We start from the raw sequence: 21,383 nt of genomic DNA on the forward strand, positions 1-21,383 counted from the left end.
GGAGGGACTACCGGATCGTGTTCGACCAGCCGCCCGAACCGCTCACGGCCATCCCGGAATCCCTTACGCCACCGCGCCAGACTCCGGCGATTGCGCTGGTCGCCGTGATGTCGGTAATGGGGTTGCCGCGTACGAGGAGGAGGTCGGCGCGCTGGCCGGGGGCGATCCGGCCGCGGTCGGTGAGGCCGAAGCGGTGGGCCGGGATGCTGGTGGCGGCCGCGAGCGCCGCTTCGTTACGGAACCCGGCCTCGGTCAGCAGCTCAAGTTCGCGGTGCAGCGCGGCGCCGTGCGCGGGAGTGGCCGGCGTGGCGTCCGTACCGGCGAGCACGCAGACCCCGGCGCGGCGCAGGGCGTCGGCGGCCCGGACGGCGTTCTCGGCGCCGAGGTCGACGGCCTCGAAGTAAGCGAGCGTGCTGATGACGAAGACGCCTTGGGCGGCGATCCTCCTGGTGATGCGCTCGGCCTGCGGCCCGGTGTCGCAGTAGACGTGTGCCAGGCCGTCGACCCCCGCGTCGAGGGCGCTCTCGATGTCCCGCAGGGTGATCGCGTGCGCGATCGTACGCAGCCCGGCGGCCTTGCCGGCACGGACCAGCGCGACGACGGTCTCGGGCGACAACCTGGGCAAGGGCTTCCCGGCCTGCACCCCACCATCGATGACGATCTTCAGGTAGTCGGAGCCCTCGGCCACCCGGTCGGCGACGAACCGCTCCGCCTCCCCGGCATGGGCGACGGTGTCGAACTCGACCCCGGGCACAAGCTGGCTGGGATGCCCGCCGGGAGCGGTGGCGAGCACGCCCGCGCTGCGGAGGTCAGCCACGTCATCCCGCTCGGCGGCCAGCTTCCGTTGCCCGGCCAAGTTCTCCGGCAGGCAGAACATATCGAGCTCGGTGGTGACCCCGTAGCGCAGCGCCTGCGCCAGATTCCCGTCATCGACGTGCGTGTGCGCGTCGATGAGGCCGGGCAGCAGGGTCATCCCCGCCCCGTCCACCACGACATCGGCGCGCCCGCCGTGGAGCCCGGCGATGCGGTCGCCGTCGATCAGCACGCTGGCGCGCGGCAGGGTCCGCTCGCCGTCGAACACCCGAACATTGCGGATCACCGTGCGCCCACGATGCCGGCGCTGCGGGCGACTCTCGGCCTCGGCCGAGGCGCCCGACCCCGCCGCCACCGTCACCCCCGCCCCAAGCGCACTCGCCGCCGCAGCCAAGCTGAAGTCCCTCCGGGAAATCATTCCGTGCCCCTCTCGTTGAGATTGATTACGCGAACCAAGAGGGAAGTGGAGCCGGCGAGTGTGACACCGTGTGACGTGAGTTACACTTCCGCGCCGCGATGTCACACTCGGACCGCCGCCCGCACTCTCAGCTGTGATGACCAATTCCACCGAGATCTTCCTCGGCCACCGCGAGCTGCTGTTCTCGGTGGTCTACCGCATGCTGGGCAGCGTCGCCGACACCGAAGAGGTGCTGCAGGAGACGTGGCTGTCGTGGCAGTCGAGTTCAGGCGGGGTCGAGAACCCGCGCTCCTACCTCGTACGCATCGCCGCCAACCAGGCCCTGGCCCGCCGCGCCGCGATCAACCGCCGCAAAGAGACCTACGTCGGCCAGTGGCTGCCGGAGCTGCTCATCGCGGATGACGGCGATCCGGCCGTCCGCGCCGAGTCGTACTCGATGGCGATGCTGGTGGTCCTGGAGACCCTGACCCCGCTGGAACGCGCGGTCTTCGTCCTGCACGAGGTCTTCGGCTACGCCCACACCGAGATCGCCGACATCCTCGACCGCCGCCCGGCCGCGATCCGCCAACTGGCCCACCGCGCCCGCGAACACGTACACGCCAGACGCCCGCGCTACCGCGCCGACCCGAAGGTATGCAGAGAGGTGACGCAACGCTTCCTGGACGCCGCGGTAGGAGGCGACCTGGAGGCCCTGCTCCGCATCCTCGCGCCGGACGTAACCCTGTGGACCGACGGCGGCGGAAAGGGCCCGGCCTGGAGCCCGCACCCGGTGCACGGCCGCGGCCGAATCGCGAAACTATTCACGGCGATCCACGGCCGCCTACCGGGCCACCTAACGATCCAACACCACAGAGCCGGCACCGACTCCGCAGCCGTAATGTCCCTAAACGGCTCCCCACTAGCCCTCTTCGTCCTGAATCTCACCCAAGACGGCAGACAGATAACCCGAATCTACTCAACCACCAACCCGGACAAGCTCCCCCGACTCCCCTGACCCGTCAGCCGGCGACCTTCTCCAGGACGGCCTGACGGGTGGAATCGCGCCCGACAACGAATACCGTGCTGCCCGGATTCTCGCCGGAATCGGCAACCGCCACCGGCCCCGTCGGGTTCGTGGCCTTAGCCCGCTCAGCAGCGTCGTATTCGACATACATCGTGCCGTCAGCACACGCCAGCGTCGCCGCGGGCGCCGGCTTACCCGATACCCCACCCGAGATGCTTGCCTTCATGTAGGGCCCGCCCGGCACGGAATCGTCGTCCGGCTCGACATCCTCGGGCGCCCCGGCGAGAAGATTGATCCTGTCCTCCACCTTCTTGGGATCAGGACTGGTCACGTAAACGCCGCAACGCTTCCCCTCCACATAAAAGAACAGCCGGGCTCTGCCGGCCTCAGCGGCAGCTATCAACCGGCCACCATCCATGGCCTCGTCGGCCTCCGAAGCCCCCTTCCCCTTCAGCGGAATGGCCTCGTACTTGGACAGCCGCTGCCCCGCCGCCGATGGCGGACTGTCCTCGCCCTCCCCGCCGAAAAGCGAGCCAAGCGTGACGCCCCCGATAACGGCGATAGCAACAGCGACGGAAATACGCCAAATGGCAGTGCTACGCAATCTTCCCCCTAATACGACCCCGGTCGGCCCGCCACCCTACCCGTCAGCGCCGAGCGCTCGAAGGCCTTGCGTTGGAGTGCGCTCCAGGACGCAGACTCCCCCGCAGCGGCGGCCCGGAAGGCGGGCCGGTGTGGGAGGAGAGAGCATGAAGTATCGCGTGATCGGGGCTGCTTCCGGGCAGCGGCGTGAGGTGAGTGTGCTGAGTCTTGGGGCCATGTTGTTCGGGACCCGCACCGATGAGGAGACGGCGTTCGCGATTCTCGACCGGTATGTGGAGGCCGGTGGCAGCTTCGTCGACACGTCCAATAACTACGCCTTCTGGAACGACGGATCGCAGGGCGGGCAGAGCGAGGCCGTCCTCGGGCGGTGGCTGCGCAGCCGCGGGGTGGGCGACGAGCTCACCGTCGCGACCAAGCTGGGGGCGCGGCCGCTGGCGCCGGGCACCTCGTACCTCGACAACGCCGAAGGGCTGTCCGCGAAGGTGATCCGCGAGCAGGTGGAGGCGAGCCGGGAGCGGCTCGGGATGGAGCGGCTGCATCTGCTGTACGCGCATATCGAGGACGCGCGGACGCCGCTGCAGGAGACCGTGGAGGGCTTCGCCGAGCAGGTCGCCGAGGGCGCGGTCGGGCTGCTCGGGGTGAGCAATCACTGGACGTGGAAGGTCGAGCGGGCGCGGCGGATCGCGGCCGAGGCCGGGCTGCCGGGGTACGACGTGCTGCAGTACCACCACACCTACCTGCGACGGCGCACCGACCTGCCCGGGGACCTGTCCCCCGACGGCAGCCAGGGGGTGGCCGACGGCGACCTGCTCAGTTACGTACGCGAGGAGCCGGACCTGACGCTGGTCGCCTACTCCCCGCTGCTGCAGGGCGCGTACGTACGCGCCGACAAGCCCCTCGCCCCCGAACTCGACCACCCGGGCACCCCACGCCGCCTCGAAGCCCTCCGCGAGGTCGCCCAGGCCACGGGCGCCACGGTGAACCAGGTCGTGCTGGCATGGCTGCTCGGCGGCGACGTCCCGGTGATCCCGCTGATCGGCGCGTCGTCGGTGGCGCAACTGGAGGAGAGCCTGGCCGCGGTGGACCTCGAACTGACGGCGGAGCAGCGGGCGCGGCTGGACGGGGTGCGATGAGGGGGCTGTGAGACTGGGCGGGCAGCTGGATCAGTGAGCCGGCGGACGCTGCTGCCGGCAGCTGACCGCACAGTCGACAGGGATGGGGCTGAGGAGCATGCCGTACGACGTGGTCATCGCCGGTGGCGGGGTCATCGGACTCGGGATCGCCTGGCAGGCGGGCGCGCGCGGCTTGCGGGTCGCGGTGGCCGACCCGGCGCCGGGGAGCGGGGCCACGCACACCGCCGCCGGGATGCTCACGCCCGTCGGCGAACTCAAATACGGCAAGGAGCCGTTGCTGCGCCTCTGCATCGCCTCCAGCCTCCGCTTTCCGTCCTTCGTCGCCGAGCTGGAGGAGCTCACCGGCGCCGATACGGGATACCGCGCCGACGGCATCCTCGAGGTCGCCCTCGATGACGCCGGGCTCGGCTACCTGGCCGAGCTCCGCCGCTTCCAGGAGTCGCTGGGCGTCACCAGCCGCACCCTCGGCGAAGCCGAATGCCGCGAGCTGGAGCCGGGCCTGACGCCGGGCGTACGCGGCGGGCTGCTCCTGCCCGAGGACGGCAGCATCGACCCGCGCAGGCTCGTACCGGCGCTGCTCACCGCGGCGCTGAAGACCGGCAGCACGCATTACGACCAGCCGGTCGCCGCGCTCCTCACCGAGGGCGGCCGGGCGGCGGGGGTGCGGCTGGCGGACGGGCGGGAGGTGCGGGCCGGGCGTACGGTGCTGGCCGCGGGCAGCGGCATGCACGCGATCGGCGGGGTGCCGGCGGGCGCCGTCCCGCCGATCCGGCCGGTGAAGGGGCAGACGGTGCGGCTGCGTTCGGCGTCGCCGTCCGTCCGGCGCAGCCTGCGCGGCATGGTGGACGGCTCCCCGGTGTACGTGGTCTCCCGCCGCGACGGCGAACTCGTCATCGGCGCCACGCAGGAGGACGCCGGCCACGACACGACGCCGTCCGCAGGCGCCGTACGCGAACTCCTCACCCGCGCCCAGTCCCTGCTCCCCGACGTGGACACGCTCACTTTCGCAGGCACCACGGCGGGCCTCCGCCCGGCGACCCCGGACGACTCTCCGGTGCTGGGGCCGACCGCGCTGCCTGACCTGCTGGTCGCGAGCGGCCACTTCCGGAACGGGGTGCTGCTTGCGCCGGTGACGGCGGATGTGGTGGCGGAGGCGCTGGTGGAGGGGGAGCTGCCGGGGGTGGCGGAGCCGTTTGCGGCGGGGCGCTTCGGCGGGGGGTGAGGGGCGCGGGGCGCGAGACTGGGAGCGGGAGCGCCGCGGGGCGGCAGCGCCGGGAGCGGGCGGGCGCCGGGAGCGCCGGAAACGGGCGGGCGCCGGGAGCGCCGCGGGGCGGCAGCGCCGGAGCCTGCGGGTACCGGGAGCGCTGCGCGGCGGCAGCGCCGGGAGCGGGCGAGCGCCGGAAGCGGGCGGGCGCCGGGAGCGCCGCGCGGCGGCAGAGCGGGAGCACTGCGCAGCGAGGGCCGTCGTGTTGGCGGACAGCCGGCAGCTACCGCGCCGCGGCCTCCAGCTTCTCCGCGTGTGTCGCGGCCGTGGCCGCCGCGCGGTGGGCCTTGGTTTCGGCGCGGGTGGCGGCGGTGACGCGGCGGCGGGCCTCGTCGTGGCTCGTACGGGCCTCCTGAGCCGTGGTGCGGGCGGCCGCGAGCTCCCGCTCCAGGTCGGCGACACGGGCCTCGGCGGCCGCCAGCTCGTCCGCCGCCGCGTCCCGCTGAGAGGCGGCCTCCACCGCCTCCGCCTCCCGCTCGCGGGCCGCTGCCTCGGCCTCGTCCGCGGCGGATCGGGCGGCCTCAGCTTTGGCCCGAGCGGCCTCGGCTTTGCCCCGGGCGGCACTCCGCGCAGCCTCGCCCTTCGCCGCCCCCGCCCGCCGGCGCTTCACCGCCCCGTCGCCTTCGTCCCCGTCCGCACCCGACGCAAGATCCGGGACCGCCGTCAGATGCCGCCCCTCCCCACCGCCACCCCCCGCCATGAACCCCGCCCCCGCCACCAGCGGCTTCACCAGCCTCCCCGACGCCCACTCCCCCGCCGCGTCCCGGTCCGCGAGGACCGCGTGCAGCGTCGACTCGACCTCCTGCTGCACCGCGTCGCCGACGGGATGACCCGCCTCCGACGCCAGCCGGCGCGCGGCGCGCGCGAGTTCGCCGACCAGCGTGTTGCGCTGGCGGGACAGCTCGCGCAGCTGGTCGCCTGCGAGGGTCGACTGGGCCTCGCGGAGGCCCTCGCCGAGGTGGAGCAGGGTGTTGACCTGGGCGGGCTCGGAGCGTACGAGGAGATTGCTCGCCCAGGCCGCGAGCGTGGGGCGGCGCAGTGCGGCGATCTGCTTGGCGAGGGCCGGGTCCTTCGCCCGCCGGGCCGTCGCGACATGGCCGTCCCGGGCCGCGATGAACTCGGCCGGCGGCAGCCCGTACAACTCCTCGGCGATGCTCTCCAGATCCACGAGGCAACGGTATGTCCGTTATGCCCACCTGCAGCGGTGACACGGCGAGGATGGAAGACTGTCCCCATGATCGTAAGACGCGAACTCCCCGCCGACATCCCGGCGGTACGCGCCGTCACCACGGCCGCCTTCGGCAAGGACGGCGCCGAAGAGCCCGTCGAAACCTGGCTGCTGGACGAGCTGCGCAAGTGCGACGGCTGGCTGCCCGCCCTGTCACTCGTGGCGGAGGACGCCAAAGGCGAAATCACCGGCCACGTCGTCTGCACCCGCGCCCACATCGCCGGCACCCCCACCCTCGGCCTCGGCCCCATCTCCGTACGCCCCGACCACCAGCACCGCGGCGTAGGCCTCGCCCTCATGCACGCCGTCCTCGGCGCCGCCGACGCCCTCGGCGAGCCCCTCGTCGTGCTGCTCGGCGACCCGCGCTACTACGGCCGTTACGGCTTCGTCCCCGCCGCCGACCTGGGCATCGAGTCCCCCGACCCGAGCTGGACCACCGCCTTCCAGGCCCGCCCGCTGACCGCGTACGACCCGGGCAACCCGGCGCTCAAGGGCCCCTTCACGTACGCCGAGCCCTTCGGCCGCCTATAGGCACCGCCCACAAGGACACCGGTGTTCACCCAGGGTTCAGACGCCCGACGCCCCGCGTCAGGCATGCGCACTTAGCGTCCACACCGTCCCGAACCCTGGGAGGGGAAAAGAGTGCGCAAGAACCTGCCGCTGATCGGCACCAGCTCGCACCCTGGCGGCCGGTCCGCCATGACCTGCCGTTTCCGCTGCGGCGACGCGTGCTTCCACGAGGTGCCGAACAAGAGCGACAACGCCTATGCAGGCGACATCATCGCGTCGGCCGTATCCCGCCGCTCCATGCTCCGCGCCGGCGCCGCCGCGACCGTGGCCGTCGCCACCGGCAGCGCGGTCGCGGCGAGCACCGCGAACGGCACCCCGGCAGCCGCCGCCGAGCCGACCGCCCCCGGCGGTACGTTCGCGGGCAGCACCGGAAAGGCGGCCCGCGGCCTGCGCTTCGACGCCGTCGCGCCGAACAAGAACGACGCCGTCACCATCCCGGACGGCTACGAGCAGAACGTCGTCATCCGCTGGGGCGAACCGATCCTGCGCGGCGCCCCCGCCTTCGACCCGGACAAGCAGTCGGCCAAGGCCCAGGCCGGCCAGTTCGGGTACAACAACGACTTCCTGACGCTGCTGCCGCTGCGCGGCGAGCGCGGGCGCCAGCTGCTGGTGGCGAACCACGAGTACACCGACGAGGTGCTCATGTTCGCCGGTTACGACGAGGAGAACCCGACCCGCGAGCAGGTCGAGATCGCCTGGGCCGCGCACGGCCTGTCGGTCGTCGCCGTCGCCGGCGAGCGCCGCAGCGGCAAGCTCAGCGCCGTACCGCGGCACCACCTCAACCGCCGGATCACCGCCACCACGGAGTTCCGCGTCACCGGTCCGGCCGCCGGCAGCAAGCACCTGCGCACCACCGCCGACCCGTCGGGCCGCAAGGTGCTGGGCACCCTCAACAACTGCGCGGGCGGCACCACGCCGTGGGGCACGGTGCTGTCCGGCGAGGAGAACTTCAACCAGTACTTCGCCAACGGCGGCAAGGTCGCGGACGCCGACACCAAGGCGAAGCTGGCCCGTTACGGCGTCATCGGCGAGGCCAGCGAGCGCAAGTGGGAGCGGTACGACGACCGCTTCGACCTGCTGAAGGAGCCCAACGAGGCGAACCGTTTCGGCTATGTCATCGAGCTGGACCCGTACGACCCGGACTCCACGCCGCGCAAGCACACCTCGCTCGGCCGCTTCAAGCACGAGGCGGCGCAGCCGCGGCTGACCCGCGACGGGCGGGCCGTGGTCTACATGGGCGACGACGAGCGCTTTGACTACTTCTACAAGTTCGTCAGCAGCAAGAGGATGCGCCGCGGCCACTCGCGCGCGGACCGCGAGCACAACATGGGGCTGCTGGACGAGGGCACGCTCTACGTCGCCAAGCTGACCGGCGACTCCCCGGCGGGCGAGATCGACGGGACCGGCAAGCACCCGGCCGACGGCGAGTTCGACGGCAGCGGCGAGTGGATCGCGCTGGCCAGCGGCGACAAGTCGTTCGTGCCCGGCTTCAGCGCCGAGGAGGTGTACGTCTACACCCGGCTCGCGGCCGACAAGATGGGCGCCACGAAGATGGACCGCCCGGAGGACATCGAGCCGAGCCCGCGCACCGGCCGCGTCTATGTCGCGCTGACGAACAACACCGACCGCGGCAAGGACGGCAAGGCCAAGGCCGACGAGGCCAACCCGCGCAACGCCAACAAGCACGGCCAGGTCCTGGAGCTGGCCGAGCGCGGCGACGACCCGGCGGGCAAGCGCTTCTCCTGGCGCCTCTTCCTGGTCTGCGGCGACCCGGCCGACCCTGCCACGTACTTCGCGGGCTTCCCGAAGGACAAGGTCAGCCCGATCTCCTGCCCGGACAACGTCACCTTCGACGCGTACGGCAACCTGTGGATCTCGACGGACGGGAACGCGCTGGGCACGCACGACGGCCTCTTCGGTGTGGCGACGTCGGGGCCGCGGGAGGGCGAGCTGAAGCAGTTCCTGACGATGCCGATCGGCGCGGAGACCTGCGGTCCCGTGGTGCAGGAGGAGCGGGTGCTGGTCGCGGTGCAGCACCCGGGCGAGGTCGACGGCGCGAGCGTGGAGAAGCCGGCGTCGGCTTGGCCGGATGGGCCCGGGGCGTATGTGCGGCCGGCGGTTGTGAGCGTGTGGCGGAGGGATGGGGGCGCGATCGGCGTCTAGGACCGGATGGACTGCGGGGCCTCTCGGCTGCTGCGTGCCAGTGTCAGGCGGCCGAGAGCCGCGCTGACCAGGCCGACTCGTGGTGCTGGCCTACGAGTTGGCCTGGTCGTGCCGCGAAGCGGAGAGGGAGGTTGACAGGGAGCCTTAAAGCTGGCTGTCAGTAACCGACGGTGAAGCGCCGCCCCCGGTCGAAGCGCGGCTGCTCGATCTCGTCGAGAAGCGCCGCCGCCAGGTCCTCGCCGGAGATCGCGGACCGGCCGTGCGCGTCGACCAGCAGCTCATCCGCGCCGACGCGGTAGCGGCCCGTACGCTCGCCGGGCTCGAAGATCGCCGCCGGGCTCAGGTACGTCCAGTCGACGTCGGCGCCCGCGGTGCGGCACACGTCGTACTGATCGTTCGAGGCCTGCGCGGCGCCGCGCCACTGCGGCGGCACGAAGCTTTCATCGTCGATGGCGAGCCGGCCGCCGTTGCCCGGCACGATGAGGCTGCCCGCCCCACCCACCACGATCAGGCGCGCCCCGCCGCCGGCCAGCCCGGCGAGTACGGCCTTCATCACGATCGCCGCCTCCTCCTCGCTCCCGAACGCCGGCCGAGTGGCCAGCACGACCACGTCCTGCCCGGCGGCCAACCGCGCCACCTCGTGAAGGTCAGCGGCATCGGCCGCGCGGACCCGCACAACGCCGCCCGGCCGCTCTCCCGGCCCGGCAAGGCGCGCCCGGTCCCCCGGGCCCTCCGGGGCCGCCGGCCCCTCGGCACCCGACGGATCGGTGATCCCCGCCAGTTCACCCAACCGGGCCGCATTGCGGCCCACCGCGGTGACCTCGTGCCCGCGGGCCAGGGCCTCGGCGACGATGCGGCTGCCGGACATTCCGGCGGCGCCTATGACGGTGATACGGAGCGGGTTCATGACTTCCTTCCACGGAGGTTGAGGCGCTTGCCGAGGGAGCCCCGCCGCCTGCCGCGCGGGTTGAGCTGCGCGGCAGCGATCGAGATCATGGCGAGGGCGAAGCCGGCGAGCTGCAGCGGCGTCAGGGACTCGCCTAGCGCCGCCCACCCGAGCAGGGTGGCGACGGCGGGCGAGAGCAGCGGCAGGAACGACAGCGCCCCCATGGGCAGCCGCTCGACCCCGCGGAACCACAGTGCATAGGCGAGCAGCGTGCCCACCCCGCCCAGCCACAGGTAGCCCCCGACCGCGCTCAGATCCAGCGCCGGCGGCGCGCCCTCGAAGGCCAGCGCCAGCGGCACCAGGAACAGCCCGCCCGCGCTCAGCTGCCAGCCGGTGAAGGCGAGCAGCCCGACCCCCTCCGGACGTCCCCACTTCTTGGTGAGCACCACACCCGTCGCCATGGCCCCGGGCCCGGCGAGACCGGCGGCGAGCCCGACCGCGTCGAGCGCGAAGTCCCCGCGCAGCACCATCGCCGCGACGCCGCCGGCGCCCGCTATGGCCCAGCCGAGCCGCCACCGGGTGGGCCGCTCCTTGAGCAGCAGCAGCGCGATCCCGGCGACGGCGAGCGGCTGCACCGCGCCGAGGGTGGCGGCGACGCCGCCCGGCAGCCGGTAGGCGGCGAGGAACAGCAGCGCGAAGAAGGCGCCGATGTTGAGCACGCCCAGCACCGCTGCCCGCCACCACCAGCTGCCGCGCGGCAGGGTCCGGGTGAAGGCCAGCAGGATCAGGCCCGCGGGCAGCGCCCGCAGCACGCCCGAGAACAGTGGCCGGTCCGGTGGCAGCCACTGCGAGGTGACCAGGTAGGTCGTGCCCCAGACCATCGGCGTGATGGCGGTCATCGCGGTGAGGCCGAGCGTGCGCGAGGCGGCGGGGGCCGCCGCGGGAGCCGAAGCGGGAGCCGGGGCGGGGTGGGTCTGGGTCGCACTCATGTGGATGTAACCTCTCAACATTGAAATGTTCGATGCTGAGGAGACTACGACTCTGTTAGCTTGGTGTCAAACACTTCAATGTTGAGAGGTGACGTCCATGGGTACGCACGACAGCGTCGACCGGGTCCTAGCGCAATGGAACGCCGAGCGGCCCGACATCGACCCCGCCCCCATGGGCGTCATCGGCCGCATCTCCCGCGCCTCCGCGACCTTCGACAAAGCGCTGCGCGACAACTTCGCCAAGTACGGCCTGCAGCGCTGGGAGTTCGACATCATCGGCACGCTGCTGCGGTCGGGATCCCCTTACCGCCTGACCGCCGGACAGCTCACCTCATCGACGATGGTCACCTCCGGCGCCATCACCAACCGCATCGACCGCCTCGTCGACCGCGGCCTGGTCGATCGCGAGACCGACCCGGACAACCGCCGCCAGGTCCTGATCTCCCTCACCGCGGACGGCCGCAAGCTCGCCAACGAGGTGGTCGCGCACCACGCCGCGTACGAAGCGGAGCTACTCGACCCGCTCGACGCGGCGGAGCGCGACCAACTCGCCGGCCTGCTGCGCAAGCTGCTCACCGGCCTGGGCGACACCCCGCCCAAGGACTGAACCTCCCGCAGGCGTCAGCCGAGCACGGCCTCCACCCGCCCCCGGAACTTCGCCATGTCGAAGGACGGGTCGATCTTCTGATCCGTCCACTCCTTGTGGCCGATAACCGACCGCTGAGTCCACCCATGCGCCCGGCAGATGGCGGCCGCCCACCGCGCGGCGGCGTCCAACTGGGCCTCGGGCCACGGGTCCTCGCCGTCGCCGAGGTTGATCAGCTCGATGCCGTAGAAGCGGGTGTTGCCGTCGGTGTCGGAGTCGTTCGGCCGCGGCAGGTCCCGCTCGGCGATGACCGCGCGCAGCACGTCGCCATCGCCGCGCCCGGCGTGGTTGGCGCGGCCGTGGCCGACCATGAAGAGCCTGCCGTCCTTGGCGCCCACCGTGTGGCACAGCGGACCCGGCAGGGTGGAATGCCCCTCGTAGCAGAGCTCGACGGAGGCGTCGGTGCCGGACGTGACGGTGTGGTGGATCATGACGCCATTGACCGGCCCCCAGTCCCCCTTGTGGTTCCGGTTGTGCGTACGCCAGTCGCGATACTCGACGACCTCGCAGTCCTCGCCTTCGAGCGCGGCCAACATGCGTGCAGCGGTCAGTGGCTTGGCCATACTCGTCCCCCTGAATTGCTGAAACAGCTGTCATTAGAGGGAACGAGCGAACACCAGCCCGGTTACGTAGATTTTCGGTCAGGAAGGCCGGGAAAGCTCACGCCGCCCACTGATGCGGGCTGCCGCCCCGCCACTCCACGAGATGCGGATCGTCGAGCACCATGTCCGCATCCTCCAGCCCGGCCCGCCGCAGAAACTCCACCAGATCCCGGTCGCTCTGCGCCAGCCCCAGAATCTGCCCGCGCACGGTCACCCGCCGCCCGCCGGACGGCGACGGCGGATGCACGATGATCGGCGCGTGCCAGGCCATGGCACCAGGGTGCAACGAACCGCCGCCCGGCGCGACCTGGACAGCAGCGCACGCCGCCCCCCTACACCCGCCGCGCCACCAGCGCCGCCCGCAGCACCGCCAGATCCCCCGCACTGGCCGCCGAAAGCCCGGTCAGCGCCGCGACCCGCCGCAGCCGGTAGTCCACCGTGTTCGGGTGTACGTGCAGCGCCTCCGCCGCCGCCCGCCGGTCCTGTCCGCAGCGTACGTACTCCGCCACCGTCGCCAGCAGCTCCGGCCGCCCCTCCAGCGGCGCGAGCAGCGCCGCCAGCTCGGGCAGGGCCGGGCTCGGGCGGGTGAGCTGATAGTCGAGCAGCACGTCCGCCAGCCGGTAGAGCCCCGGCGGCCGCCCGGTGCGCCGCACGAGCGCCACCACCTCGGCGGTACGGGCCGCCGCCCCCGGCACCTCGCCGGGCGGCACCACCTCCGCCGCCGCATACAGCTCCGCCCCGGACGCCTTCCCGCCCCGCTCCACCAGCGCACACAGCTCCGGCCACGGCGGCTCGACGGCAAGGGGCAGCAGCACCGTGCCACCCTCCTCGTCGAGCGCGGTCAGCGCGGGCTCCCCGGCATACGCGTCCAGCACCGACCGCAGCCGCCGTAACTTCCGCCGCGCCGCAATGACCGCCCGCGGCCGGGCCGAACGCTCACACTCGTCCGGATGCGCCCCGAGCGCCACCGTCACCACCGCATACAGCGCCGCGGGCCGCGCCCCGGCCCGTACCCCCGCACCCCCGGCATCCCCCGCGAGCAGCGCGGCCAGCAGCGCATGCCGCCCCCCGTGCTCCTCGCTGTCGAGCACCTGCCGCGCCGCCAGATACGCCCCACTCACCGCCGACGTCAGCCGCCGCTGCAGGTCGAGCGTCAGCTCGAACAGCTCCCGCAGATCCGCCAGATCCCCATCCCCCGCCCCCTCGGCAATGACCTCCCACGCCATCGCCGCGCCGAGGTGATACGCCGTCAGAATCGCGTCCAGCGGCACCCCCTCCTCGGCCCGCTGCGCCGCCGACTCCCGCTGCCGCTCCAGCTCCGCGTCGTCCGGCGGCCGCCGCCGCTCGATGACATCGGCGAAGAGCCGGAGCGTGCGCTGCACGATGTCGGCGATGTCGCCGTCGAGTTCCTCGCCGGGCAGCTGGGCGTAGACCGGGAGTTCCGTACGCAACCGGGTCATGACCCGCCGCGAAAGCGCCGGCACCAGCGCGCGCAGCCGCGGGCCCGCGGGCCGTCCGGCGACGCGTAACGGCACGGGCCCTGCGTCCGCCGGCGCTTTGTCACGCGTCACAACCACCCCCGGAGAAGTCTGCGTTACCGACCAGTTAAACAGCTCTCCATCCCTCTGCATCATGTCCGCGACAACATTCCCGAGCACCGGGAGCCGCCATGCAGACCGCCGTGCAGACCACCCACCCGCTCCGCCGAGCAGCCGCCGCGCTCAGCGCCGCCGCACTGGCCGCCGCCACCCTCCTCACCCTCTCCGCCGCCCCGGCCCACGCCGCCGACGACGCGGCCGCCGGCGAGGTGTACGTGGCCCTCGGCGACTCGATGGCCTCGGGACCGCTGATCCCCAGCCCGACCGGGCCGCTGGCCTGCGGCCGCTCCACCCACAACTACGCGCACACTCTGGCCGCCCGCCTGGGCGTGGCCACGCTCCGCGACGTCACCTGCAGCGGCGCCGACACCAAGGACATGACCAACCCGCAGAAGCTCTCCCTCGCGGGCGTCGACGCGGGCGAGGCGCCGCCGCAGTTCGATGCGCTGACCGCCGACACCACCCTGGTCACGCTCACCATCGGCGGCAACGACGTCGGCCTCGTCGGCGTCGCCCAGGACTGCATGACGGTGAACCCCTTCGCCACCCCGTGCAAGGGCGAGTTCGCCGCCGAAGTGCAGCGCAAGACCACCGAGCTGGGCCCGAAGCTCGCCGCCGTGCTCGACGGCATCCACGCCCGCGCGCCCAAGGCAAAGGTGCTGGTGACCGGTTACGGCGCGTACATCAAGCCGGGCGGCTGCTTCCCGCTGCAGCCGGTGCTGAACTCCGACGCCGACTTCCTGCAGGGCAGCGTGGACGCGATGAGCGCAGTGATCGCCACCCAGGCGAAGGCGCACGGCGCGACCTACGTGGACGTGAAGACCCCGAGCGCAGGGCACGACGCCTGCGCGGCGCCGGCCAAGCGCTGGCTGGAGGGTTACGTACCGACCGCACTCGCCGCACCGCTGCACCCGAACCGCCGCGGCGAGGAGGCGTACGCGGGGATCATCGCCGGACACCTCGGCTAGTCCCCGCGGGCTGACCCGATCGGCCCAGCGCGCGGCCCGGCGGAGCGCACCCTCGACCGCCCGGGCCGCGCCTGGCTCTCCCCGCATGCCCCCCGCGCTCCGGCCATCCTGCTGACGCACGTGTGCGAACGAACCCGCAGGGCAAGTCAACTCCCATGCACCACAGCCATGGCGAATCCGCCTCCGCGCACGGCCTGCTGCGCAGGATGGGCGAGCAGCTGGCAGACCTCGCCGACACCGTGGACGGCCTCACCGAGCTCCTCGCCGAGACCGAACCGGTCGTCCCCGCGCAGCGGGAAGCTCCCGGCAGCGCCCAGTCCCTGCTCGCCCGCCTCACCGCCCGCGAGCGCGAGGTGGCGCAGCTGCTGTCCGCCGGCCTCACCAACCGCCGGATCGCCCGCACCCTGGCCATCTCGGAACCCACGGTGAAGAACCACCTGCACGCCATCTACCTCAAGCTCGGCGTCACCGACCGCGGCCGCGCCATCTCCGTCCTGCTCGGCGGCCCTTCCGGTACGGACCTCGGCTGAACTCGGCTCACGACCCCAGCAGCGCCACGGCCGGCCGGTCCGCGTCCAGCCAGTCGACGTCCGCGTACCGCCCCGGCTCCAGCCACCGCAGCTCGTCGTGGTCGAGCAGCGGCTCGGGCGTGCCGGACACCAGCTCCGCGGTCCACACGTGGAGTACGTACCCTGGCCGCTGCAGCGGCCAGGCGCCGGGCAGCCGGCGCACCGGTCGCGCCTGCACGCCGAGTTCCTCGCGCAGCTCGCGGACCAGCGCCTGCGCGTCCGTCTCGCCCGGCTCGACCTTGCCGCCGGGCAGCTCCCAGCGCCCGGCCAGCTCGGGCGGCGCGCTGCGGCGGGCGGCCAGCAGCCGCCCGCCGTCGAAGACGGCCCCGCCGACCACGACCTGTTCCGTAACAGCCATGGCCGGCAGCCTAGATCATCAGCGGCGCCGTACTACCGCCGCATTACCGCTGCCGCCGCCACCGCCCCGTGATGGCGACCATGATCCCGGGATCCTGGATGTTCGCGAACAGCGTGTCCCCGTCCGGCGAGAAGGTGACGCCGGTGAACTCGCTGAACTCCGGCTCCTCCTCGGTGCCGATGTTGAGGTCGTTACGGGCGATGGCGTACGTCCGCCCGTCGTCCGTCGCGCCGAAGAGGTGCTGGATGCCCTCGCCGTCCTCGGCGATGATCAGGCCGCCGTACGGGGAGACGGTGATGTTGTCGGGGCCGTCGAAGGCGCCGTCCTTCGACGGGTCCGGGTTCACCTTCAGCAGCACCTTCAGCGTCAGCGTGCGCCGCGACGGGCTGTAGAACCAGACCTGGCCGTCGTGCGCGACCGGGCTGTCCTCGGCGCGGGCGTAGGAGGTGACGATGTACGCGCCGCCGTCGCCCCACCACATGCCCTCCAGCTTCCGGGCGCGGGTGATCTGACCGGTGTCGAACTGCTTGCGGACCGAGGTCTGCTTGGCGTCCCGGTCGGGGACGTCCGCCCAGTCGACGCCGTAGACGGTGCCGATCTTGGTGGCCCGGGAGAGGTCGTCGATGAACGTGCCGCCGGAGTCGAAGCACTTGGCGGCCTGCAGCTTGCCCGCGTCGTCGGCGAGCTTCGCCAGCTGCTTGCGGCCGTGCTCGAAGCCCTTCGGCGGGGTCCAGCGGTAGAGGAGGCCGTTGGGGTTGCTGGCGTCCTCCGTCAGGTAGGCGTGGCCGCGCTTGGGGTCGATGACGACGGCCTCGTGGGCGTACCGGCCGAAGGCCTTGATGGGCTTCGGGCCCTGGTTGGCGCGGGCGCTGTGCGGGTCGACCTCGAAGACGTAGCCGTGGTCCTTGGTCATGCCCTTGGAGCCGGCCTTGTCCTCGGTCTCCTCGCAGGTCAGCCAGGTGCCCCAAGGGGTGGAGCCGCCGGCGCAGTTGGTGGAGGTGCCGGCGATGCCGACCCATTCGGCGACCGGCTCGCCCTGCTTGGAGACCTCGACCACCGTGCAGCCGCCGGCCGCGGCCGGGTCGTAGACAAGGCCCTTGAGGTGCGGCACCGGGGCCTTGGCGTCCGCGAGCGGGCCGCCGATCTCGTGGTTGTTGACCAGGAGGGTGGCGCCGCGGGTGCCGGCGAAGGTGGCGGTGCCGTCGTGGTTGGACGGCGTGGTCTCGCCGGATTCGAGCTTGGTGGTGCCCGTACGGGTGATGATGCGGTAGCTGAACCCGGCGGGCAGGGCGAGGATGCCGTCGGGGTCAGGCTGCAGCGGGCCGTAGCCGAGCCGGTGGCCGCCCTTGCCGTCCTTGCCGTCCGCCGCATCCGCGCCGTCCGCGCCGTCCGTGCCGGAAGACGGCTCGCCGCCGAGGGCGCCGGGTGCGGTGGCCAGCACGCCGGTCGTGCCGACGAGGGCCACACCTGCCCCCGTATAGGCCGAGCGCTCCAACAGTTTTCTCCGGGAAATCGACATGCGGCACACGCTTCCGCCCCCGGGGAAACGCGAGTTGAACGGGGCACGACATCCCGGCGCGCCTTTACTTGAAAGTACGAATCTTGCACAAACAAGGTCAACAGGCGTTCAAATCGGCCAAAAGCAAGATTTACCGCAGAACACCTTGACCAGCCCGCAGCCCGGCAATAGACAGTTACCTACCTGCATCACCCATGGAGAAGGCGCCGCCGCCAGCGCCGCGCGAATGTGGCCACCCGCGCGGACCGCGGCCCGCGGCCGACTCCCCCGCTCCGGCCCTCAGACCCGGGCCGGACGCAGAAAACACATTTCGTGAACGTGGTCTCCCACGGCCGCGCACTTGCCCATGCCGTGTGCGGGACCGGCGATTCAGGAAGAGGTGGTCTGGCGTGAGCCAGCCCGAGATGATGCGAGGACCCACCGGCGGCCAGGTACCGGACTCCGCCCGCCAGCAAGCTCTCTCCGACTTCCTGCGCCCGCAGAGCCCGATGTCGAATGTCGTCGGGTTCGGCCACGGCGTGAAGTGGACCGATGGTCAGCCCACCGGCGAGGAAGCGGTGCTCGTCTTCGTGACCCAGAAGGTCCCGGAGTCGATGCTGCCCGAACGGGATGTCATCCCCCGTCAGATGGACGACGGCACGCCCACCGACGTACTCGCCGTCGGCCACATCTCCGCGCAGCGCCAGCGCGCGCAGCAGCGGATCCCCGGCCAGCGCGCCCAGGAATCCCAGCAGGTGCAGGCGGACGGCTCGATCGCCGAGCAGCTCGCGCCACCGCTGCTCGAGGAGCTGCCCGGCCTGCAGCAGGCCGGCCCGCAGCTGCTGACCCGCAAGCTGCGCCCCTGCCCCTCCGGCTTCTCGGTCGGGAACGTACGGATCACCGCGGGCACCCTCGGCTCGGTGGTCTACGACTTCCTGCCGGGCGCCACCACCGACCCGCCGGGTCCTGGACTCGGGGTGCCGGGGAAGTACTACATCCTCAGCAACAACCACGTGCTCGCCGACTCCAACCGGGCGCAGATCGGCAGCCCGATCGTGCAGCCGGGCCCGTTCGACGGCGGCGTGGACCCCGCCGACCGGATCGCCGTGCTGGACCGGTTCGTCACCATCCAGTTCGCGCCGCAGATCCCGCTGGAGCGGCACAACAACGTCGTCGACGCGGCGCTGGGCACGGTGTCCTTCCAGGACGCCACCCGCGACCAGTACTTCAGCGGCCCGCCGCGCGCCTGGCGGCGCAAGGCGAACGTGGCCGTCGGCGACCTGGTGAAGAAGTCCGGCCGGACGACGAACTTCACCCTCGGCCGGATCGTCTCGGTGGACGCCACGATCGACGTCAACTACGGCACCGCCGGCACGGCACGCTTCCGCGACCAGATCCTCACCACGAACATCTCGGCCGGCGGCGACTCCGGTTCGCTGGTGTCGTCCTTCGACAACGTGGCGCTCGGCCTGCTCTTCGCCGGCTCCTCGGTCGTGACGGTGCTGAACCACCTGGAGAACGTCCGCGCGCTGCTGCGCGTCGAGATCGCCGAGCAACTGGCCTGACCCGAAGGGGGTTACGCACCATGACACAGGCCGCACAGCGGAAGAAGGGGCAGGCGCGCAGCGCCGAGCACCGCTTCTACAACCCGCAGGGGCAAGAGGTAAAGACCCGCGACGAGGCCTTCGCCGCCCCCCGCGAGACCGACACCGAAGCCCTCGCCACCGAGGCGAAGCTGACGCTGCACAACGGCGCGGTGACCTTCGACATGACGGTCAAGTACAACCCCAACACCTACCCGCACGTGATCACCGGAGGCCAGATCACCTCCGGCATCTGCGGCGCCCCCTGGGACATCACGGGTGGCTTCATCGGCGAGCAGCTCCGCCTCGACGCCAAGCGCGCCGGGCAGGGCTCCTGCGCCAACACGATCACGGTGGTCGGCGAGTTCCAGAACCCGCCGGCGTACCGCGGCACGTACGGCTTCGACGGCGCCTCGTCGTCGTTCAAGCACACGACGCGGTACGAGTGCTGAGCTGACCCGCGCAGGGTCAATAGCGGGCGGCCTGCCGATCAGCCAGGCCGCCCGCGCACGCCCGCAGAATCCGGCCGAAGACCAGGCCGAGCAGCGGCCGTGCGACGACCCTGGTGGCGAGCCCGGCCGCCACCGGCAGCTTGATCTCCACGGTCGTCGTCCACGTCACCCGGGTGCCCTCCGGCACCTCGGCGAAGGTCATCGTGCCGCCCTCGTGGCGCGCGGGCGGGAAGCTCCGCTCCACGACGTAGTGGTGGGCGTTCGGCGGGTGGTGCGCGGTCACCCGCTCGCGGAAGAAGCCGACGGTCCACAGGTGGGTGCGCACGGCCCCCTCGCCCCACGGGTCGCCGGCCCCGGCCCGGACGAGCCGGTTGCGCAGCACCCAGCCCGAGCGCTGCCAGTTGCGGGTGACGGTGCACCACTCGAAGACCTGCTCGATGGGGGCGGGGACGGTGCGTTCAACGGTGATGGTCTGCATGCCCCAGAGACAACTCCAGCCGCTCGTTTGTGACAGCGTCAGCGCGAGCGCGCCTTGAAGGCCGCCTTCCTGGCCTCCTTCGCCACCTGGCGGTCCGGGTGCAGGCGGCCCATGGCCTCCAGTACGTCCGGGGTGGCCGGGTGGTCGGTGCGCCAGATGGTGTCGAAGAAGGCGGCGTTCTGGCCGACCAGGCCCTCGACCAGGTCGCGGAGCTCGGCCGAGTCGTCGTACGGGCCGCCGAGCTGGGCGGCGATGGTGTCGACGGTCAGCCAGTAGACCGTGTCCTCGGCCGGGGGCGGCACGTCCGCGGCGTCGCGCTCGGTGAGCCAGACCCGGGCCAGGCCGCCGAGGTGGCGGTCGTCGAGCACCTCACGCAGGGCGGGCTCGGCCGCCGGGCCGAGCATGGAGAGGACCTGCTGGCAGGCGAGGCGGCGGCGCGGGCCGCGGGCGTCGTCGCCACGGGCGGCGGCAAGCAGGTCGCGGGCGGCCGCCACCTCGTCGCGGTCGGCGAGCCAGGCCGTGGCCTCGCTGCGGGCGGCCGCGTCCGCGTACTCGGGCAGCGCCTCCAGCAGCGCGTCCGCGCCCTTGTCCGCGAGGTCGCCGACGAGCGGCGCGTCCACCCCGTCGTCGATCATGCGCTCGCGCAGCCCGTACACGCCGAGCGGCGTCAGCCGCACCACCCCGTACCGACTGACGTCCTCGTCCTCGTCGGACGCCACCTCGGCCGCGGCATCGTCGCCGGCCGCCTCGATCAGCGCCTCGTCCACCGGCCGGTAGTCGACCAGCCCGGTCTGCTCCAGCAGCCGGAACTGGTCGTCCAGGCGCATCATCGCCTCGGAGACCTCCTGCAGCACGTCGTCCGTCGGCTCGTCCATCTCTTCCGGTACGACCATGGACGCCGCGAGCGCGGGCAGTGGCACCGCGCCGTCGCCGCTCTCCATGGCGGTGAGGAAGTACAGGTTGGCGAGCGCGCCGTCGAGGAAGTCGGCGTCGGCGTCCGGGTCCCAGTCGAGCTCGTCCAGGTCGAGCTCGCCGCCCTCGCCGAGCTGCTCGACCAGGCCGCTGAGGTCGGGCGCCGCGGCGTCCGACAGCACCGACTCGCAGGCCGTCAGCCACAGCCCGAGGATGTCCTGCGGGGAGCCCTTGCCGACGAGCGCGAGCTCCTCGCCGTGGGTGACGGTCCCGGAGGAGCCGGTGTCCTCGGCCTCGCCCTCGGCGTCCCCCTCCTCCCCGGCCTCGTCGACCGGCTCGACCTCCACCAGGCCCGTATCCACGGCGATCCGCCACGCGTCGTCCGCGCGCGCCAGATCCTCCTCGTCCTCGCCGAGGCCGAGCTGCTTCGCCGCCGCCCGCAGGTCGTCGTCGAGCAGCTCGCCGCCGGCGCCGACCCGGGTCTGCGACCCCGACCACCGCGCCAGCACCACGGCATGGGCGAACAGCGGCGCGGACAGCGCCGCCCGCGCGAGCTCCGCCTCGTCGGGCAGCTGCACCGGCGGAAGGGAGGGGGACTGAGCGGGCATCACGGCTCCATCGGACCTGGACGAATCGGGCGCTGCCCAAG

At 72.3% G+C, this 21,383-nt stretch carries 21 protein-coding genes and 1 pseudogene; 10 read left to right on the forward strand and 12 right to left on the reverse strand.

Going from position 1 to position 21,383, the window contains the following annotated elements; translation table 11 throughout:
• Window positions 1–7: 7 nt before the first annotated feature.
• Window positions 8–1,231: an amidohydrolase family protein gene (locus tag ACNNMR_RS08545; protein ID WP_419993926.1), complete on the reverse strand. Its 1,224-nt coding sequence runs from the start codon at window positions 1,229–1,231 to the stop codon at window positions 8–10.
• 136 nt (window positions 1,232–1,367) lie between these two features.
• On the opposite strand from ACNNMR_RS08545, the gene ACNNMR_RS08550 reads away from it, so the two are divergent.
• Window positions 1,368–2,225 (forward strand): sigma-70 family RNA polymerase sigma factor, encoded by an 858-nt coding sequence (locus ACNNMR_RS08550; protein WP_419993927.1) that lies wholly within the window; start codon window positions 1,368–1,370, stop codon window positions 2,223–2,225.
• 4 nt (window positions 2,226–2,229) lie between these two features.
• Here the strand turns inward: ACNNMR_RS08550 and ACNNMR_RS08555 are convergent, their stop codons facing one another.
• Window positions 2,230–2,838, reverse strand: coding sequence for a hypothetical protein (locus ACNNMR_RS08555; RefSeq protein ID WP_419993928.1), 609 nt, complete (start codon window positions 2,836–2,838; stop codon window positions 2,230–2,232).
• A gap of 145 nt (window positions 2,839–2,983) precedes the next feature.
• Between ACNNMR_RS08555 and ACNNMR_RS08560 the strand changes: the two genes are divergently transcribed.
• Window positions 2,984–3,970 carry an aldo/keto reductase gene (locus tag ACNNMR_RS08560; RefSeq protein ID WP_419993929.1) on the forward strand — a complete coding sequence of 329 codons (987 nt, stop codon included), beginning with the start codon at window positions 2,984–2,986 and terminating at the stop codon, window positions 3,968–3,970.
• Window positions 3,971–4,052: 82 nt separating this feature from the next.
• Complete coding sequence (thiO, locus tag ACNNMR_RS08565) at window positions 4,053–5,192, forward strand: glycine oxidase ThiO (protein ID WP_419993930.1); 1,140 nt, start codon at window positions 4,053–4,055, stop codon at window positions 5,190–5,192.
• 265 nt (window positions 5,193–5,457) lie between these two features.
• Here the strand turns inward: thiO and ACNNMR_RS08570 are convergent, their stop codons facing one another.
• A complete protein-coding gene (locus tag ACNNMR_RS08570) occupies window positions 5,458–6,402 on the reverse strand; it encodes a hypothetical protein (RefSeq protein WP_419993931.1) in 945 nt (314 codons plus the stop codon).
• A gap of 66 nt (window positions 6,403–6,468) precedes the next feature.
• Between ACNNMR_RS08570 and ACNNMR_RS08575 the strand changes: the two genes are divergently transcribed.
• On the forward strand, window positions 6,469–6,993 hold the full coding sequence (locus tag ACNNMR_RS08575) for a GNAT family N-acetyltransferase (RefSeq protein ID WP_419993932.1): 525 nt from the start codon (window positions 6,469–6,471) through the stop codon (window positions 6,991–6,993).
• 111 nt (window positions 6,994–7,104) lie between these two features.
• On the forward strand, window positions 7,105–9,195 hold the full coding sequence (locus ACNNMR_RS08580; protein WP_419993933.1) for a PhoX family protein: 2,091 nt from the start codon (window positions 7,105–7,107) through the stop codon (window positions 9,193–9,195).
• 157 nt (window positions 9,196–9,352) lie between these two features.
• Here ACNNMR_RS08580 and ACNNMR_RS08585 read toward each other — a convergent pair whose 3' ends face one another.
• Both ACNNMR_RS08585 and ACNNMR_RS08590 read right to left on the reverse strand, forming a co-directional pair.
• Window positions 9,353–10,102 (reverse strand): NAD(P)-dependent oxidoreductase, encoded by a 750-nt coding sequence (locus ACNNMR_RS08585; protein WP_419993934.1) that lies wholly within the window; start codon window positions 10,100–10,102, stop codon window positions 9,353–9,355.
• Entirely contained in the window at window positions 10,099–11,070 is a 972-nt protein-coding gene (locus ACNNMR_RS08590) for an EamA family transporter (protein WP_419993935.1), read from the reverse strand. Before ACNNMR_RS08590 ends, ACNNMR_RS08585 begins: the two co-directional genes overlap by 4 nt.
• A gap of 97 nt (window positions 11,071–11,167) precedes the next feature.
• Here ACNNMR_RS08590 and ACNNMR_RS08595 point away from each other — a divergent pair, with 97 nt between their 5' ends.
• Window positions 11,168–11,677, forward strand: coding sequence for a MarR family winged helix-turn-helix transcriptional regulator (locus tag ACNNMR_RS08595; protein ID WP_419993936.1), 510 nt, complete (start codon window positions 11,168–11,170; stop codon window positions 11,675–11,677).
• A 17-nt stretch (window positions 11,678–11,694) separates the two neighbouring features.
• On the opposite strand, the pseudogene ACNNMR_RS08600 reads toward ACNNMR_RS08595, so the two are convergent.
• From ACNNMR_RS08600 to ACNNMR_RS08610, 3 genes and pseudogenes are all read right to left on the reverse strand, one after another.
• Window positions 11,695–12,279: pseudogene (locus ACNNMR_RS08600) on the reverse strand (N-acetylmuramoyl-L-alanine amidase); the annotation flags it as partial.
• 97 nt (window positions 12,280–12,376) lie between these two features.
• Window positions 12,377–12,589: a hypothetical protein gene (locus ACNNMR_RS08605; RefSeq protein ID WP_419993937.1), complete on the reverse strand. Its 213-nt coding sequence runs from the start codon at window positions 12,587–12,589 to the stop codon at window positions 12,377–12,379.
• 61 nt (window positions 12,590–12,650) lie between these two features.
• Window positions 12,651–13,889 (reverse strand): PucR family transcriptional regulator, encoded by a 1,239-nt coding sequence (locus ACNNMR_RS08610; RefSeq protein ID WP_419993938.1) that lies wholly within the window; start codon window positions 13,887–13,889, stop codon window positions 12,651–12,653.
• A 98-nt stretch (window positions 13,890–13,987) separates the two neighbouring features.
• Between ACNNMR_RS08610 and ACNNMR_RS08615 the strand changes: the two genes are divergently transcribed.
• Complete coding sequence (locus tag ACNNMR_RS08615; RefSeq protein ID WP_419993939.1) at window positions 13,988–14,884, forward strand: SGNH/GDSL hydrolase family protein; 897 nt, start codon at window positions 13,988–13,990, stop codon at window positions 14,882–14,884.
• Window positions 14,885–15,039: 155 nt separating this feature from the next.
• A complete protein-coding gene (locus tag ACNNMR_RS08620; RefSeq protein ID WP_419993940.1) occupies window positions 15,040–15,414 on the forward strand; it encodes a response regulator transcription factor in 375 nt (124 codons plus the stop codon).
• A 7-nt stretch (window positions 15,415–15,421) separates the two neighbouring features.
• Here the strand turns inward: ACNNMR_RS08620 and ACNNMR_RS08625 are convergent, their stop codons facing one another.
• Both ACNNMR_RS08625 and ACNNMR_RS08630 read right to left on the reverse strand, forming a co-directional pair.
• Window positions 15,422–15,811 (reverse strand): (deoxy)nucleoside triphosphate pyrophosphohydrolase, encoded by a 390-nt coding sequence (locus tag ACNNMR_RS08625; protein ID WP_419993941.1) that lies wholly within the window; start codon window positions 15,809–15,811, stop codon window positions 15,422–15,424.
• A 43-nt stretch (window positions 15,812–15,854) separates the two neighbouring features.
• Entirely contained in the window at window positions 15,855–17,330 is a 1,476-nt protein-coding gene (locus ACNNMR_RS08630) for an alkaline phosphatase PhoX (protein WP_419993942.1), read from the reverse strand.
• Between the two features lie 389 nt (window positions 17,331–17,719).
• On the opposite strand from ACNNMR_RS08630, the gene ACNNMR_RS08635 reads away from it, so the two are divergent.
• Window positions 17,720–18,874 (forward strand): hypothetical protein, encoded by a 1,155-nt coding sequence (locus tag ACNNMR_RS08635; protein ID WP_419993943.1) that lies wholly within the window; start codon window positions 17,720–17,722, stop codon window positions 18,872–18,874.
• Window positions 18,875–18,894: 20 nt separating this feature from the next.
• Window positions 18,895–19,344, forward strand: coding sequence for a hypothetical protein (locus ACNNMR_RS08640; protein WP_419993944.1), 450 nt, complete (start codon window positions 18,895–18,897; stop codon window positions 19,342–19,344).
• A gap of 16 nt (window positions 19,345–19,360) precedes the next feature.
• Here the strand turns inward: ACNNMR_RS08640 and ACNNMR_RS08645 are convergent, their stop codons facing one another.
• Window positions 19,361–19,822, reverse strand: coding sequence for an SRPBCC family protein (locus ACNNMR_RS08645; protein ID WP_419993945.1), 462 nt, complete (start codon window positions 19,820–19,822; stop codon window positions 19,361–19,363).
• A gap of 38 nt (window positions 19,823–19,860) precedes the next feature.
• Window positions 19,861–21,342 carry a hypothetical protein gene (locus tag ACNNMR_RS08650; RefSeq protein WP_419993946.1) on the reverse strand — a complete coding sequence of 494 codons (1,482 nt, stop codon included), beginning with the start codon at window positions 21,340–21,342 and terminating at the stop codon, window positions 19,861–19,863.
• Window positions 21,343–21,383: the final 41 nt, after the last annotated feature.

Origin of the sequence: Streptomyces boninensis (assembly GCF_048572725.1) — a bacterium.
Lineage (GTDB): Bacteria > Actinomycetota > Actinomycetes > Streptomycetales > Streptomycetaceae > Streptomyces > Streptomyces boninensis.